12 protein-coding genes are annotated in these 12556 nt (G+C 72.1%); 8 read left to right on the top strand and 4 right to left on the bottom strand.

Annotated features, from left to right (window positions below):
• Window positions 1–109: 109 nt before the first annotated feature.
• The 3 genes from ACIBLC_RS01555 to ACIBLC_RS01545 all read left to right on the top strand — a co-directional run bounded on the left by ACIBLC_RS01555 (window position 110) and on the right by ACIBLC_RS01545 (window position 3579).
• A complete protein-coding gene (locus ACIBLC_RS01555; RefSeq protein WP_399208570.1) occupies window positions 110–490 on the top strand; it encodes a winged helix-turn-helix transcriptional regulator in 381 nt (126 codons plus the stop codon).
• Between the two features lie 60 nt (window positions 491–550).
• Complete coding sequence (locus tag ACIBLC_RS01550; protein ID WP_399208569.1) at window positions 551–1315, top strand: PIG-L deacetylase family protein; 765 nt, start codon at window positions 551–553, stop codon at window positions 1313–1315.
• 227 nt (window positions 1316–1542) lie between these two features.
• Window positions 1543–3579, top strand: a complete 2037-nt coding sequence (locus ACIBLC_RS01545) for an autotransporter-associated beta strand repeat-containing protein (RefSeq protein WP_399209245.1) — start codon at window positions 1543–1545, stop codon at window positions 3577–3579.
• Between the two features lie 42 nt (window positions 3580–3621).
• Here ACIBLC_RS01545 and ACIBLC_RS01540 read toward each other — a convergent pair whose 3' ends face one another.
• Window positions 3622–4404 (bottom strand): class I SAM-dependent methyltransferase, encoded by a 783-nt coding sequence (locus tag ACIBLC_RS01540; protein WP_399208568.1) that lies wholly within the window; start codon window positions 4402–4404, stop codon window positions 3622–3624.
• Window positions 4405–4666: 262 nt separating this feature from the next.
• Between ACIBLC_RS01540 and mmuM the strand changes: the two genes are divergently transcribed.
• The 3 genes from mmuM to ACIBLC_RS01525 all read left to right on the top strand — a co-directional run bounded on the left by mmuM (window position 4667) and on the right by ACIBLC_RS01525 (window position 7559).
• Window positions 4667–5590: a homocysteine S-methyltransferase gene (mmuM, locus tag ACIBLC_RS01535; protein ID WP_399208567.1), complete on the top strand. Its 924-nt coding sequence runs from the start codon at window positions 4667–4669 to the stop codon at window positions 5588–5590.
• A 116-nt stretch (window positions 5591–5706) separates the two neighbouring features.
• The gene (locus ACIBLC_RS01530; RefSeq protein WP_399208566.1) at window positions 5707–5991 is read left to right on the top strand and encodes a hypothetical protein; all 285 of its coding nucleotides are present in this window, start codon (window positions 5707–5709) and stop codon (window positions 5989–5991) included.
• Window positions 5988–7559, top strand: coding sequence for an amidase (locus tag ACIBLC_RS01525; RefSeq protein WP_399208565.1), 1572 nt, complete (start codon window positions 5988–5990; stop codon window positions 7557–7559). The genes ACIBLC_RS01530 and ACIBLC_RS01525 overlap by 4 nt, the downstream gene beginning before the upstream one ends.
• A 63-nt stretch (window positions 7560–7622) precedes the next feature.
• On the opposite strand, the gene ACIBLC_RS01520 is transcribed toward ACIBLC_RS01525, so the two are convergent.
• The gene (locus ACIBLC_RS01520) at window positions 7623–9221 is read right to left on the bottom strand and encodes a carboxylesterase/lipase family protein (RefSeq protein ID WP_399208563.1); all 1599 of its coding nucleotides are present in this window, start codon (window positions 9219–9221) and stop codon (window positions 7623–7625) included.
• 414 nt (window positions 9222–9635) lie between these two features.
• On the opposite strand from ACIBLC_RS01520, the gene ACIBLC_RS01515 reads away from it, so the two are divergent.
• Window positions 9636–10688 carry a LacI family DNA-binding transcriptional regulator gene (locus ACIBLC_RS01515; protein WP_399209244.1) on the top strand — a complete coding sequence of 351 codons (1053 nt, stop codon included), beginning with the start codon at window positions 9636–9638 and terminating at the stop codon, window positions 10686–10688.
• Here ACIBLC_RS01515 and ACIBLC_RS01510 read toward each other — a convergent pair.
• Window positions 10666–11319: a ThuA domain-containing protein gene (locus ACIBLC_RS01510; RefSeq protein WP_399208562.1), complete on the bottom strand. Its 654-nt coding sequence runs from the start codon at window positions 11317–11319 to the stop codon at window positions 10666–10668. The two genes, ACIBLC_RS01515 and ACIBLC_RS01510, sit on opposite strands and share 23 nt — an antisense overlap.
• A 77-nt stretch (window positions 11320–11396) precedes the next feature.
• On the bottom strand, window positions 11397–12029 hold the full coding sequence (locus ACIBLC_RS01505) for a hypothetical protein (protein WP_399208561.1): 633 nt from the start codon (window positions 12027–12029) through the stop codon (window positions 11397–11399).
• Between the two features lie 116 nt (window positions 12030–12145).
• On the opposite strand from ACIBLC_RS01505, the gene ACIBLC_RS01500 reads away from it, so the two are divergent.
• The gene (locus ACIBLC_RS01500; protein WP_399208560.1) at window positions 12146–12547 is read left to right on the top strand and encodes a VOC family protein; all 402 of its coding nucleotides are present in this window, start codon (window positions 12146–12148) and stop codon (window positions 12545–12547) included.
• The last annotated feature ends 9 nt before the right edge of the window (window positions 12548–12556 follow it).

The raw sequence follows: 12556 nt of genomic DNA, 5'->3' as shown, positions 1-12556 counted from the left end.
GCGCGAGCCCGGTCACGCCGGGACTCTCGCTCTCTTGTGGTTACTCGGGAACCGTAGGAGAGTGTGCTCTGACATGGAAGAACGCACTTTTCAGTGACTGGGGAACCTCATGGTGACCAAGCAGTTCAGCGGCTCGCGCGACGAGGCGGACCTGCGGCGGGCGGACTCCCTGGCGCGGGAGATCTTCTCCGACGTCGCCAACAAGTGGGCGCTCCTGATCATCGAGGCCCTGGGCGAACGCACCCTTCGCTTCAGCGAGCTGCGGAACGAGGTCGAGGGCATCAGCCACAAGATGCTCACCCAGAACCTCCGCATGCTGGAGCGCTACGGGCTGGTCGACCGCCACGTGCACCCCACCGTGCCGCCACGCGTCGAGTACACCCTCACCGAGCCGGGCCAGGGGCTGCGGGCGACGGTCGACGGAATGTGCGGCTGGACCCACCAGTACCTCGGCCACATCGAGGAGTCCCGCCGCCGTTTCGACGGGTGACGCGGGAGCATCTCCCTCTCGCGAGGAATCCGGGCTTCCGTCTCCGGGAGGTGACCGCCGGTGTCCGTGCCGAGCCTGCTCGGGGTTTTCGCCCACCCTGACGACGAGTCCCTGTCCGCGGGCGGAGTGCTCGCCCGGCACGCCGCCGCGGGCGCGCGCACCGCGGTGGTCACGGCGACCTGGGCCGCGGGTACCCCGCGCGCCGCGGAGCTGGCCGAGGCGCTGCGGATCCTCGGCGCGGGCAGACCGCGGCTGCTCGGCTACGCCGACGACCGTGTGCCGCGGTCGGCCCCCGGCAGGATGCGGTTCCGCGAAGCACCTCTCGACGAGGCGGTACGGGAACTGGTCGCGCCGCTGAGGGAGTTCCGGCCGGAGATCGTGGTCACCCATGACGCGTACGGCGGGCTGACCGGACACCCGGACCACGTCCACACGCACCGGGTGACCGTGCTCGCGGTCGAGGCGGCCGGGCTGGAACGGCTGTACCCGGAGGCCGGTGCCCCCTGGCGGCCGAGCGCCCTGTACCTGGCCACGCACCCGCACTCCGCCCTGCGGGTATGGGGCGGATACCTGGCCCCCACGGGCAAGCCGTTGCTCAGCGTTCCGGACGAGTGGATCACCGCGGCCGTCGATGTGAGCCCCTGGCTGGAACGGAAAGTCGCTGCGCTGCTGGCCCACCGCACCGAGGTGGCACGGGGAGCCGCCCCCGCACTGGTCGCCGGCCTCCCGGAGTCCGACCGGGAGCGGCTGCTCGGCACCGAGTGGTTCATCCGCCACTCCCCCGCCGTCTCCACGGGGGCTGTACGGACGGACCTGACCGTCTGAACAGGCCGCCCCCTCGACCGGCAGGGCACACGGCTCCTTGCGGGCCGGCGGGCCGATCGCGCGGGGTTTCCGTGGTCCGCCGCAGGTTTCCGTGATCCGCCGCCGCGTTTCTGTTATCCGGCGCCGTGCCACCCGTCTCCGGTGATGTGCGCACCCATATCCAGAACCAGATCCGTGTCCAGAAGAAGACAGCGGCCTCGGCCGGAGTCCTCGCGGCCGTCGCCCTCATGCTCACCGCTCCGGCCGCGACGGCGGCCGGAGCCGGAGACGTCACAGCGGACGTTCTCGCGGGCCGGGACGTGACGCTCACCGGCGACGCGGTGGTGACCGTGCCGGGCGGGACGACGACGTACGACGGAGTGATCCGGGGCGAGGGCACGCTCACCGTGCGCGGTAGCGGCACCCTGGTCCTGACCAAGGACAGCGACTTCACGCTGCCCGAGTCGCGTCGGCGGCAGCGGGTGAGCATCCCCGGCGGCAACCACCCCTACGTCACCGTCGCCGACCCCGACCCGCCCGCCGTGACCGTCGAGAAGGGCGCCACCCTCCAGTACGGCGACGGCGGTACGGCCGGGCTGATCGGCAGTTTCCCGTACGACACCCCGGCGTTCCGGCTCAACCAGGACAACATCCGGGTCGACGGCACCCTGCGGCTCTCGCTGAAGAGCGCCTACAACCTGGGCACCATCAGCGGCTCCGGGCTGATCACCCAGCCCCGGTTCCTCTGGGGCACCTGGGACCTCTCGGGCACCCACGCCTTCTCCGGGGTGATCGACAACGGCACGCAGGCGAACGCCGGGCGGCCGGAGTTCGCGACATCGCTGCCGAACGTCCGCAAGGTCCTGAACCAGGGCACCTGGACCGTGGACACCCCGCTCGGCCAGACCGTCACCATGGGGATGGACTTCTACCAGCGGGAGTACGGCAGCGACATCAACGTCCAGTCGCGGCCGGGCAGCAAGGTCGTGCTCACCGGCCAGTACAGCTGGTCGAATCAGGGCGGCGACACCGACCCCTCGCTCAGCGACCCCGCCCTGAACTGGACGCCCGCGACGAAGAACGTCAACAAGCGCGGCACCAACATCAAGGGCGCCGACGTGCAATGGGGTGACGGGACGACCAACCGGATCTTCATGCCGGGGACCGCCGAGACCGTCTACATCAACCTCCTCGCGGCCAGGTCCCGTTCGCTGCTCACCTTCGACTACAACGGCCCGGTGACCCTGGGCGCTCCCATCGGCGGCGGCCGGTTCCACGACACGCTGTCCGCGCCCGGCGCCGGGGACATCGTCATCAAGGGAACGAAGGGCAACGACGTGACCTTCGCCGCCGTCCAGTACTACGACGGCTCCACGACCGTCGAGAAGGGCGCGGTGCTGCGGCTGGGCAGCGGCAGGACCGGCGGTGACGGCGGGCTCTACACCAAGGGTGACCGCTACCGGGTCGTCAACAACGGCTCGTTGGTGCTGCGCAACACCGACAAGCCGCTCACCCTGTCGCGGATCAGCGGCAGCGGTTCGCTCACCCAGGCAGGCGCCGCGACGACGACGCTGACGGGCGGCGAGGTGTCGTACACGGGGACGACAACGGTCGCCGAGGGCACACTCGCCCTCGCCGGAGGGGCCTCGCTCTCGGGCGGCGGGGCGATCCGGCTGACCTCGGCCGGCGCCCGGCTGGACGCACGCGCCGCAGGCCTGCGGGTGAGGTCCTCTCTCACCGGTAAGGGCACGGTGGCGGGCTCGGTGACGAACGCGGGCCAGGTCGTGGGCGCGCTGACGGTCGACGGCGACTACACCCAGGACGCGAAGGGCGTCCTGGTCCTGCGGGCGAAGCCCCTGAAGGTGACCGGCGCGGTCCGCCTGGCCGGAGACCTGGACCTCTCGTCCGCCGGGACGGACCCCGGCCGTGAGATCACGGTGCTCGACCACGCGGGTGTGCGGAAGACCACCGGCGCCTTCACCGGCCTGCGTGAGGGCGCCGAGCTCGAGCTCGCCGACACGACGTACCGGATCAGCTATCGCGGGGGCGACGGGAACGACGTGGTCCTGAAGACGGTCGAGAAGAAGGCGGCCTCGGCGACGCCCTCGGCATCCGGGACGGCACCGTCGGCGACGACGGCCGCACCGGTCAACACCGGTAGTGACAGCCGCCTTTGGTGGCCCTTCCTGCTCGTACCGCTGCTCGTGGGTCTGCTGGCCGTGCCCGCGGTGAGACGCGGACGGACGCGGCGCGGCGGCGGGCGGCGCCATGCCGCGACCCGCTGAGCGGCGAGGGTCCGGCCGGCCTTGCCGTGACCGGGTGACCGCTCAGGCCGCGCGCCGCGCCGTGATGAGGTGGTGGAGTGTGCGCTTGGTGACGCTGCCCCCGTTGTGGTTGTCGATCAGGTCCGTGACGCAGTGCAGCAGGCCGGTCAGCGCGGTGGTGTCCATGGCGCGGTGGTTGGAGAAGGTGCGCAGGAGATCGAGGTATTCGGGAGCCGAGTACGTGTTCTCCTGGGCGAAGCTCCGGACTCGCGCCGCGTCCAGTCGGCCGGAGCGGTCCAGTTCGCCGGTGTCGGGGATCAGCTCGGACTCCTGCGGCATGCGCAGGCCGGGGACGGTGGGGGGGTCCCAGCGTTCGTAGCAGCGTTGGATCCGGTCGCAGAAGTCCTGGTCCCAACTGCCGCCCGCCACATGCTCGGTGGTGACGAGCGCGAGGGTGCCGCCCAGAGCGAGGGCGGCCGTCGCCCTGGGTACCCGCACCGCGGGGTCGATCCAGTGGAAGGCGGTCGCGCTCACCACCAGGTCGAAGGGCTCCGTCGGAAGGCTCCACTCCTCGAAGGCCGACAGCTCGACGCGGGCGTTCGGGAACGGCCGCAGCTTGCGCCGGGTGACCGCCGCGAGCGCGGGTCCCAGCTCGACGGCCGTGATCCGGCAGCCCAGCCGGGCCAGCGGAACGGTGAGCTGGCCGGTCCCGGGGCCCACCTCGAGAACGCGGCTGTCCGGGGTCAGGCCGGCCCCTCTGATCAGCGCCTCGACCAGCGGGGCCGGGTAGGCGGGCCGGGCACGGTCGTAGACTTCGGCGACCTCGTCGAACGTGTCACGGAGCATGCCCCCAGGCTAGGGGGGTGTCGTTCGGATCGGCCCGGGTCCGCGACACCTGGCACGGCACCTCGCCGCGTAGTCGCATCACCCGAGTACGCCCAGTACGCGGACGACGCTCCGCCTCGCGACGCACCGCACCGGACGCCGCGGCCTGATCCGGACCGATCCGAACGACACCCCCTGGGCTCCCGCATCCCACATCATGGGCGGAATGCCCATTCGGTGGACTTCTCGGGGCGTTCGGGTCCGCTTCGGCTAGCGTCGTGACATGACCAGCGACACCACCGGCACCCTCGCCGACGCCCTGCGCACCGGCACGCTCGTCCTCGACGGCGGCATGTCCAACCAGCTCGAATCGGCCGGGCACGACCTGAGCGACGAGCTGTGGTCGGCGCGGTTGCTCGCGGAGCGGCCCGAGGCGATCGTCGAGGCACACCTCGCCTACTACGAGGCGGGCGCCGACGTCGCGATCACGTCCAGCTACCAGGCGACCTTCGAAGGGTTCGCCAAGCGCGGGATCACGCACCGGCGGGCGGCCGAACTCCTGGTCCTCAGCGTGGAGTCGGCGCGCGAGGCGGCCCGTCGCGCACACGCGAAGGGCGTCACCCGGCCGCTGTGGGTGGCCGCGTCGGCCGGACCGTACGGGGCCATGCTCGCGGACGGCTCGGAGTACCGGGGGCGGTACGGGCTGAGCGTCGACGAGCTGGAGCGGTTCCACCGGCCGCGCCTGGAGGTGCTGGCCGCCGCCGCTCCCGACGTGCTGGCCCTGGAGACCGTGCCGGACGCCGACGAGGCGCGGGCGCTGCTGCGGGCGGTACGCGGGCTCGGCGTACCGGCGTGGCTGTCGTACAGCGTCGCCGGTGACCGGACGCGGGCCGGGCAGCCCCTGGCGGAGGCCTTCGCCCTGGCCGCCGACGCCGACGAGGTCGTCGCGGTCGGCGTGAACTGCTGCGCCCCGCAGGACGTGGACGCGGCGGTCGAGACGGCCGCCCGGGTGACCGGGAAGCCGGTCGTCGTCTATCCGAACAGTGGCGAGGTGTGGGACGCGCGGGCACGGGCGTGGAGCGGGCGGTCCACGTTCACGGCGGCGCAGGTCGAGGGGTGGCACCGGGGCGGGGCACGGCTGATCGGGGGATGCTGCCGGGTGGGACCGGCAGCGATCGCGAAGATCCATGAGGCGGTCGGGAGCTGAGGGCACGCTGAGGTTGGTGTAACTCCTGTGAATCACGGGCTCAATGGGGACTTCACGGACGGGTGATGAAGTCCCCGTACTCGTCAGCCGATCACGAGCCGACCACGGAGACCCCCTTGAGCGAGCCCACCGCCGAAGAACTGGACACCTACGTACGGACCCGCCTCGCGCTGGCGGGTTTCGATCTCTCCCTGCTGCCCGAGGTGTTCGACGCAGGCACGGGGGTGCCGACAAGGGCCCAAGTGCTCACCTCACTGCGGTCGTTCGTGGCGTCCACGCCCGGTGCGATATCCGGGTGGACCCCGCCCGCGGACAGCCCCGCGTACGCGCAGCAGGCCTCGCCACCCCTCATCTACCCGTCCATCAGCGAGGCCTGGACCGGTAAGGCGGGCGACCGATGAGCCGTGCCCTCAACAGACGTGTCTTCCTGGCGAGTTCGGCGGCGGTGGCGAGCGGGCTCGCACTGCACGGCGCCCCTCCGGCGAGCGCCGTCCCCCTCGCACCCCGCGTTCCCGACATAGACGTACGGAAGGCCGCCCTGCGGGACCCCTCCGAGGCGACCCTCACCGAGGCCGTCGTCCTCATGCGGCGCGGAAAACTGACGTCGGCGACGCTGACCGAGGCGTACCTGGAGCGGATCGAGCGGTACGACACCACCTACCAGGCGTACGCCGAGGTGCTCGGCGACGCGGCGCTCGCGGCGGCGCGGAAGGCGGACCGGGGGCGGGGCACCGGCGGCGTGCTGCGCGGGATTCCGCTGTGTATCAAGGACAACTACTTCACCAAGGGCGTGCCGACGCGCTGCAACTCGAACATCTTCGAGGACTTCGTGCCGGACGAGGACGCCACGGCCGTCGCCCGGCTGAAGGCGGCAGGCGGCATCGTCCTGGGCAAGGGGCAGATGGGGCCGCTCGCCACCACGCGGGCGACGCTGCCGAACGGGACGGTGACCACGGTCAACGCCTGGACGCCCGAGGATCCGAGTGTCGATCCGGGCGGCTCCTCGACGGGTCCCGCCTGCTCGGTGGCCGGACGCCTCGCGTCCTCCTCGATCGGCACGCAGACCGGCGGCTCCATCGTGCTGCCGTCCAACCAGCAGAACCTGACGGGCCTGAAGCCCACCATGGGCCGGGTGTCCATCCACGGCGTCATCCCGCTCTCCTTCACCCGCGACCACGCGGGCCCGCTCGCGCGCGATGCCATGGACGCGGCGCTCATGCTCCAGGTCATGGCCGGTCCGGACGCCCAGGACCCGCGCACGCTCGGGCTGCCGGACGTCCCCGACCTGATCCGCTCCGCGACGCCTGTCGTCTCGCGCGGCGGTGCGGTACGGATGCGCCGCGCCACCCGGATCGGTGTGCCGGCCGACTTCCTGAGCGCGCAGAAGGAGTTGCGCGGCGCGCTCCTCGACAAGCTCGACGCGGTCTCGGGCATCACGCTGGTCGACGTCACCTATCCCGCCGACTGGGCGCTGCTGACCGGCACCTTCAACGCGGCCCGGCTCTCCGAGCGCACCGAGCCGTTCCGGCACTGGCTGCGTGCCGATCCGGCCAAGTTCGGTGTTTCGCTGCTCAGTTGGCTCCAGGGGCTGATGCTCTCGGGCGACGAGTGGATCACCGCCCAGCGGGCCAAGAACCATCTGCTGCGGGAGGTCCTGGACGGAGTCATGGGGCGCTGCGACGTGCTGCTTCAGACCGGACCGGTGCCGTTCGACATTCTCGGGCTGCCCGAGATCGCCTTCCCCATCGGCTTCGACGCGGCCGGCGTGCCGGTCGGTGCGATCCTCGGCGGTCAACCTTACGAGGAGGACCGGCTGTTGGAGGTCGCCGCCGCCTATCAGGCGGTCACCGACTGGCACACGCGGCGCCCGGCCGACCCGGTCTCCGCCGGCCAGGCCGCCCCTCGCCTGAAGGCCGCCACCGTCCGGCCACGGCTGTCGGCCGAGGAGGCGGCAGCGGCTTCCGCCTGACGTCACCCCGCGGTGACCAGGTCACTCCGGCGGACACCGCCGGAGTGACGACGTGGACCGACGTCACGGCCGTCGCGCACCCCCGGGGCGGCGGAAGCGGCGTACGGCCGACAGTGGTGCCGTACCTCGCGTGAGCGGACCGGCGGCGGGGAGTGCCGTCGGCGTCGCTTCGGAGGACCTGGGCGGGCGCTTCGACTCGGCTTCCCACAGGGCGAGTTCGCGGTCGCGCGGTCCGTGGACGGTGTGCGGCTCCCCGGAGCCGAAGATCCGGACCGGGTGCGAGGCGTCCCAGGCGGCCCAGCCCGGGTCGCCCTCGGCCGCGAACCGCACCCACGCCGCGTGCATCCGGGCGGCCAGTTCCTGCGGCGCGCCCTCGCCCGCGAGCTGCGCCGACGCCGGTACGTCGGCGGTGTCGAAGACGAAGCCGAGCTCCAGGGCGTGGCAGGCACCGAGGCCGGGGACGTTCGAGGGCCAGGTGAACTCGTACACGTAGGAGGGGGACTGGGCCGGCCGGGCGTCGGCGAGGCGGTGCAGCGGGACTCTGAGCAGGTGGTCGGTGACCAACTGGCCGACCAGGTCGGCGGTGCTCGCGTCCGGGTGGATGGCGCGGTAGCCGCGGGGCACCTCGTGGCCGCAGTGGCAGCGGGCCATGGCACCGGCCAGGGCGACCGGGCCGAGCCGGTCGATGCGTTCCATGAGACCGCCGGGCACCAGCCACAGCCGGTACTCCTCACTCGTCCAGCCCATGAGCAGGCCGACACCGGGTGCCGCCCCGCCCTCGACCAGGGCCTCCAGCGGGTCGCGCGGCACGAGGTCGCCGTCGACGACGATGCCGAAGGCGGGCCCGCCGAGGACCGGGCTGCTGAGCCTGCCCACGTCGGCCTGGGTGCGCAGCAGCAGCTCGCGGTCGACGGCGGCGAACGCCCGGGCCGTCGCCGGGATCCTCAGCCGGGTGGCCATTCTGCGCACCATGCGGCGCACCTTGTCCCGGTCGCTCGACTCGGGCGGCCCGCTCTGCAGGACGGCCCGGTGGAAGAGGCCCGCGGCGCGCGGACTGGCGAGCAGTGCCCCGATGCTGATGGCTCCGGCCGATTCCCCGAAGACGGTCACCCGGTCGGGGTCGCCGCCGAACTCCGCGATCGACTCACGCACCCACTCCAGGGCGGCGAGCTGGTCGCGCAGCCCGGCGTTGGCGGGCACGTCCGGGAAGAGGCCGTAACCCTCCACGCCCAGCCGGTAGTTGACGGATACCAGGACGACACCGTCGCGGGCGAAGCGGCTTCCGTCGTAGACCGGCACGGCCGAGGAGCCCCGGGTCAGTGCCCCGCCATGGATCCACACCATGACGGGCAGGCGGGCGCCGGTGCCCGGCTCGGGTGTCCACACGTTCAGGTTGAGACAGTCGTCGCCGGGCACGACGGGGTCGGCGAGAAGCTTGGCGAACGCCTCGGAGTACGGCGGCTGCGGTGGCGTCGCCCCGAAGGCGCTCGCGTCACGTACGCCGTCCCAGGGCTCGGGCGGCTCCGGGGGCCGGAAGCGGCGAGGGCCGAACGGCGGTGCCGCGTAAGGGATGCCGCGGAAGACGGCGATCCCGTTCTCGTACCTGCCGCGCACCGCTCCGTGCGGGGTGCCGACCACGGGGTCCACCGCGTCCACAGTCATCCGCCCACCAGCTCCACTCCGGTGCCCGAACCGTTCGGGTCAGGGCATCACATCACCTCGGGCGCCCCTATCGCGTGCATTTCAGACGACTGATTCACCCTCTTTCGCCGTTTCCACGTTCGATTTCCCTGTCTGATTTCACGTCCGATTCCGTGTCCGGTTTTCGCGTCGGTGATTCGGCGGCGGGTTCGCACGTCCTGACCACGCGGATCACGTGTTCGGCATTTCGAAAGTTTCGGCGTTCGCGGAATTCCGTGAATCCCCGCTTCTTCCCGCCGTGTTGAGGCGGACTTACTATAGGAAGCGCTTGCTACGCGGTCGGGGATTCCGTCGCGCGAGCAGCCTTGCGCGAAACTTTCGATGGCCTTCGCGGCCGGATCGGCGGCCTTCGGGCGGGCCGGAGGGGTGGGCTCCATGGTCCGTACGGGAAGCGCGGGCGGGCCGACCCTGTCGGTCGTCGCGCGCGAGGCCGGGGTGTCCGTGCCGACGGCGTCGAAGGTGGTCAACGGCCGGGAGGACGTGGCACCCGAGACCCGTCAGCGCGTCACCGAGGCCCTCGACCGCCTCGGCTACGTCCGCAGACCCCGCGGCGAGGCGTCGAAGGCGCCGGGCCTCGTCGATCTCGTGCTGCACTCCCTGGAGAGTTCACGGTCGGGGCCGGTGCTGCACGGCGTGGAGCAGGCGGCGCACGACGCGGGCCTGGAGGTGGTGGTGTCGGCAGGTCTCCCCCGCTCCCGAGGCGGACGTCCCGAGCGCGGCTGGATGGACAAGCTCATCCACCGCGGCTCGTCGGGTGTGCTGGTCAACCTGGCCGGGCTCACCCCGTCGCAGTACGCCTCGCTGGACCGGCACCGCATCCCGTACGTGATGATCGACCCGGTGCACGAACCGCCGCCGGGCGTCGTGTCGGTGGGCGCGGCCAACTGGCAGGGCGGGCTGCTGGCCACGGAGCACCTGCTGTCCCTCGGCCACCGGCGTATCGCCGTCATCGGCGGCCACCGCCGCAGGATGTGCGTCGGAGACAGGATCGCCGGTTACCGCTCGGCCCTCGCCTCGGCCGGAGTCCTGCACCGCCCCGAGTACGTACGCCACGGCGGATTCGGCGAGACCGACGCCCACCGCCGCACACTGGAACTCCTCGACCTTCCCGAGCCGCCGACCGCCGCCTTCGTCTGCTCCGACACGATGGCGCTCGGCGTCTACCGGGCCCTGGCCGAGCGGAAGTTGAGCGTCCCTGGCGACTTCAGCGTGGTCGGCTTCGACGACCTTCCCGAGTCCCGCTGGCTCAGCCCCGCGCTCACCACCGTGCGCCAGCCGCTGTCCGAGATGGCCGCGACGGCACTGCGCCTGCTGGTGCGGATGATGGCGGGCGACCAACCGGAGGGCAGGCGTACGGAGTTGTCGACCCGCCTGGTGGAGCGGACGAGCGCGGGTCCGGTGCCGCTCAGACCCCGGCCGCCCAGGTGATGCCGCCCAGCAGGTGCGCCCGGAAGTCCGGATCCTCGTACGCCTCGGACGCGTGGCCGAGCGCCGTGTAGAAGACCCTCCCCGCGCCCTGCTCACGGCACCACACCAGCGGATGGTCCGTGCCCATGCCCCCGCCCTCGTACGACGACTCGTCGGCGGAGGCGAGAACGCGCACCGCACCGCGGGGGCTGGCCCGGAAGTCGTACCACTCGTCGGTGAACTCCCAGACGGGCGGCAGGTGTCGGGTGGCCGGGTGGCCGCGGTCCTCCACCACGGCCTTCCCCGGCTGGAGGTGAGGGTGCCGGTCGAACCACGCGCCGAGCATCTCGCCGTAGTACGGCCAGTCGTACTCGGTGCAGGCCGCGGCGTGCACCCCGACGAACCCGCCGCCACCGTCGATGTACGCCGCGAGCCGGGTGCGGCCCTCCGGCGTCAGCACGTCCCCGCTGGTGGAGAGGAAGACGACCGCCGCGTACGGCTCGAGGGGCGCCTCGAACACACTCGGATCCTCGGTGGCGTCGACGCCGAAGCCATGTGCCTCACCCAGGGAGCGTACGGCGGTGACGGCGTCCGGGATGGAGTCGTGGCGGAAGGCAGTTGTACGGGTGCAGACGAGCACGCGGAAGGTCATGGGCCGAGCCTACGACAGTCGATCATCGCCAACGGGTGCTTCCTGACGGGTGCCTGCGACAGCCGCACGGACTCGCCTCAACCGCTGGTCCCGACCTCGTTGTCGGGCGCGCCGTCCCCCACCGGCGGCAGATCCCCGCGCTCGACCGGAGCGGTGGCGGTCGGAGCGGGGGTCGGGAAGAGGGCCGCCAGTTCGGTATTCCCCGGGCGGTGGACCGCCTCGGCGGCGTCGAGCAGGACGGCGCGGTCGACCATGGCCGAGTCCGCGACGACCCGGACGACGACGTCCCCCTTCTCGGGCAGCAGGTACTCGTGCTGTCCGCTCCCGGTGCGGTACCAGCCGGGTCCGTCCCGCTCGCAGTCGGCGTGCTGACCGGGGGACGGTTCCGCGCAGCTCTTCGCCGTCACCGTGCCCCGGTCGGCGTAGAGCTGGATCTGGCCGCCGGTCTCCTGGGACCAGTACGCGGCGGAGAAGCCGTCGCCGCCGTACACCCCCACCGACTGCTGGGCCACGGTGAAGCCCGGCGCCTCGGTGACGTACACCAGCTCCGGCGCGATCTGCGACGCCCGGGCGCGGGCGTCGAGTTCGGTCCGGTCGGGACCGGCGGGACCGGGATCGGTCGTCCCGGTCCCCGCCTTCTCCGTGCCGCAGCCGGTGAGCAGCGCGGAGAGCAGCAGCGCCGGAAGCAGCACACGCTCGGTTCGGATCATGCGATCATCCTGCCGCACTCGCACAGGCGTTTCATATGCCCCGCAAAGTTCGAGGTGCCAGGGGCGCGTCCGATTCGTTCAAGACCCTCCGCGCACGCCCCGCCTACGGTGGCTCCATGACTCCACGTTTCGATCTGATCGGCATCGCCGTCTCCGACATGGCCGCCTCCCTGGCCTTCTACCGCCGCCTCGGGCTCACGTTCCCCGACGGCTCCGAGGACCAGCCGCACGTCGAGACCGAACTGCCCGGCGGACTGCGGCTCGCCCTCGACACCGACGAGGTGATCCGGTCCTTCCACGCCGGGCACCGGCCCTCGTCCGACGGCGGACGGGTCTCGCTCGCCTTCCTCTGCGCCGGTCCGGCGGAGGTCGACTCCGTGTACGACGAGCTGGTCGGCGCCGGACATCACGGCGAGCTGAAGCCGTGGGACGCCGTCTGGGGCATGCGGTACGCGGTCGTGCTGGACCCGGACGGCAACGGCGTCGACCTGTTCGCACGGCTGCCGCAGGCCGGGTAGCGGCCCGTA

It is taken from the genome of Streptomyces sp. NPDC050535 (assembly GCF_044457665.1).
GTDB lineage: Bacteria > Actinomycetota > Actinomycetes > Streptomycetales > Streptomycetaceae > Streptomyces.
This window is presented reverse-complemented; position numbering and strand designations above follow the sequence as displayed.